We start from the raw sequence: 2,572 nt of genomic DNA on the forward strand, positions 1-2,572 counted from the left end.
GAGCGGGATCCTCCAGGTCTCCTTGCAGCGGCGGCACTTCAGCTCGACCGCGCCGGCGATCAGCTTCGCGAGCAGGCTCCCGCAGCCGCAGCGCAGCTCGGGCCCGCAGCAGGACGTGGGGAGCGTTCGCGAAGCGTGAGATGGGTGGGAGCGGGGGAGAGTCTTCGCGTGCATTGGCAGGGTTCCTTCGAGGCGGAGCTGATAACGAGTTTCATTATCAGCTTCACCGCGCAGCCCTGCATTGATTGCGATCAAGCGCTCACTTCCGCTCGATCACCCCGCAGACGATCCGGTCGCCGGAGTTGCCGGCCGGATCCGTCTTCTCGTCGTCCGCGGCGGCGTGGATGACCAGCGCCGTGCCGTCCGGCCCGAAGAGCGAGCCTGGGCCCTCGCCGAGGGTCGCGCCCTTCGCGGTGAACGTGCCCGTCGCCTTCCCGTTCTTCCCCGCGGTGAGGTTCGGCATGTCGCCGGCGTGCGCGCCTTCGGGGTTGCGGAGCCCGTGGTGCTTCCCGGCGGGGTTGAAGTGGCCGCCCGCCGACTTGAAGTCCGGCGGGTCGCACTTGCCGACCGCGTGGACGTGGATCCCGTGCTTCCCCGGCGTGAGCCCGGTCGCCACCACGTGCACCTTCACGCCGCCTCGGGTCTGGGTGAAGGTGGCGGTCCCGACCTCCTTCCCCTCGGCGTCCTTCAGAGATGCCGTCGCCGCGGGCGCGGCGGCGGTCGACAGCGGGATCGCGACGGCGAGCAGGAACGGCAGCGCACGAAGGTCCATGGGCGACTCCTCTCGGGGCGGGCGGCACGTCGGCTACGGTAGGGACGAGTGGTAGGTAGCTGCAGCAGTCCATGGCGGCCGGACCTGGAAGGGGAGCCGGCGACCGCCGAACGGGGCGAACCATTCGGTCGCAGGCGACTGGCGGGGGAAGCGTGGGACGGGTGCACCGATAGCCACGTGATAGCCTTGACGCTCTTCGACCCACGGGGAGGTAGCTGGTGAGGATTGGCAACGTGCTCTATGCGGCGTCCATGGGCGCCTTGCTGGCGCTCGGCGGATGCAGCGGGGGCGGCGGCAAGAAGAACGTCCCCCCGACGGCGGCCTTCACGGCTTCGTGCGTGGAGCTGCGCTGCAGCTTCGCGGACGCCAGCGCCGATCCCGACGGGACCCTCCGCGCCCACGCCTGGAGCTTCGGCGACGATGGCACGTCGGCGGAGGCGAGCCCGGTGCACACCTACGCCGCCCCGGGGACTTACACCGTGACGCTGACGGTGACCGACGACGGAGGCGCGACCGGCTCGAGCTCCCGGCAGGTCTCGATGAACCTGCCGCCGCACGCGTCGTTCGACGTCTCCTGCTCCGGGCTCACGTGCACCCTGACCGACGGGAGCACAGACGTCGCGGGCACGATCGCGAGCCGCAGCTGGAGCTTCGGCGACGGCGGGGTGTCCATCGAGACGAACCCGATGCATACCTACGCAGCCTCGGGCACCTTCCAGGTCACGCTCACCGTCGTCGACGACGGTGGCCTGACGGACACGGCGACCCGGAGCGTCCCGGTCTCGGCCGATCCGGGCAGGACGCCGCCGGTGGCCGCGTTCGGTGTCACCTGCGCGTCGGAGACCTGTTCCTTCGTGGACCAGAGCACCGACGCCGGCGGGACGATCACGGCCTGGACCTGGGACTTCGGTGACGGGACCTCCGGCTCCTCCAGCCAGAACCCGCAGCACAGCTATGCCGTGAGCGCGCTCACGGAGTTCACGGTGGTGCTGACCGTCACCGACGACACCGGCGCGACGTCCACGGTCTCGAAGAGCTTCACCGTCTCGCCGCCCGCCGGCCTGCTCTGCCGGAACGCCGCGAACCCGGGTGACCTGACCAGCTGCACGATCGTGCTCGATCACGCGTCGCGGATCGAGGTGGAATTCACCGCTCGCGAATGCGTCGCCCACGGCAACACCTTCACGGTGACCTCCCCCGTGGTGCAGACGATCTTCACCGACGGCTGCTACGAACCGCCTGTCGGGACGATCTTCACCCTCAGCGACAACGGCAACGCTTTCCCGGCCGGGACCGTCGTCACCGCCGAGATGATCTCCGGCGTGATCAAGCAGGTGATCCCGCCCACGCTCATCGTCACCGGGACTGCGTCGCCGTGGCAGGTCCAGTTCGACGACGGCGCCGTCGCGCCCGCGGATCTCGACATCCTGCTCACGTTCCGCGAGGTGCCCTGAGCTCGAGAAGTGGCCTCACGCCCCCTCCCGCGCGGAAGGGGTCCCTGCGAGGAGCGCGTGAAGCCCGCGTCATCACCGGGCAGCTCGCCGCACGGCGCGCGTGGCGGCGCACCAACTCGGGGGTGGGACACGCACCCAGCCCGCGCTCGCGGGTCACCGGCCCGCGGCATCGTGCGGCGCCGGCCTGCTCCGCTAGCCTTCGGGCCATGAACGCCACCGCGAGTCCGAAGAGCCGGCTCACGCTCCTCGAGCCGGAGGTCGTTTCCGAGCACCGCAGCGTCTACTGCCCCGAGTACGACGACTGCCTCGAGATCGCCGTGCGGGCAGGCTGGCGGAGCTGGAGCTG

2 protein-coding genes are annotated in these 2,572 nt (G+C 70.4%); one reads left to right on the plus strand and one right to left on the minus strand.

Features of this window, described 5'->3' with window-relative positions; genetic code table 11:
* Window positions 1-259: 259 nt before the first annotated feature.
* Window positions 260-772 carry a superoxide dismutase family protein gene (locus tag VF825_RS04620; protein WP_331110627.1) on the minus strand — a complete coding sequence of 171 codons (513 nt, stop codon included), beginning with the start codon at window positions 770-772 and terminating at the stop codon, window positions 260-262.
* Between the two features lie 218 nt (window positions 773-990).
* Between VF825_RS04620 and VF825_RS04625 the strand changes: the two genes are divergently transcribed.
* Window positions 991-2,226: a PKD domain-containing protein gene (locus tag VF825_RS04625; RefSeq protein WP_331110629.1), complete on the plus strand. Its 1,236-nt coding sequence runs from the start codon at window positions 991-993 to the stop codon at window positions 2,224-2,226.
* Window positions 2,227-2,572 lie beyond the last annotated feature (346 nt).

Source organism: Oryzihumus sp. (assembly GCF_036391795.1).
GTDB lineage: Bacteria > Actinomycetota > Actinomycetes > Actinomycetales > Dermatophilaceae > Oryzihumus.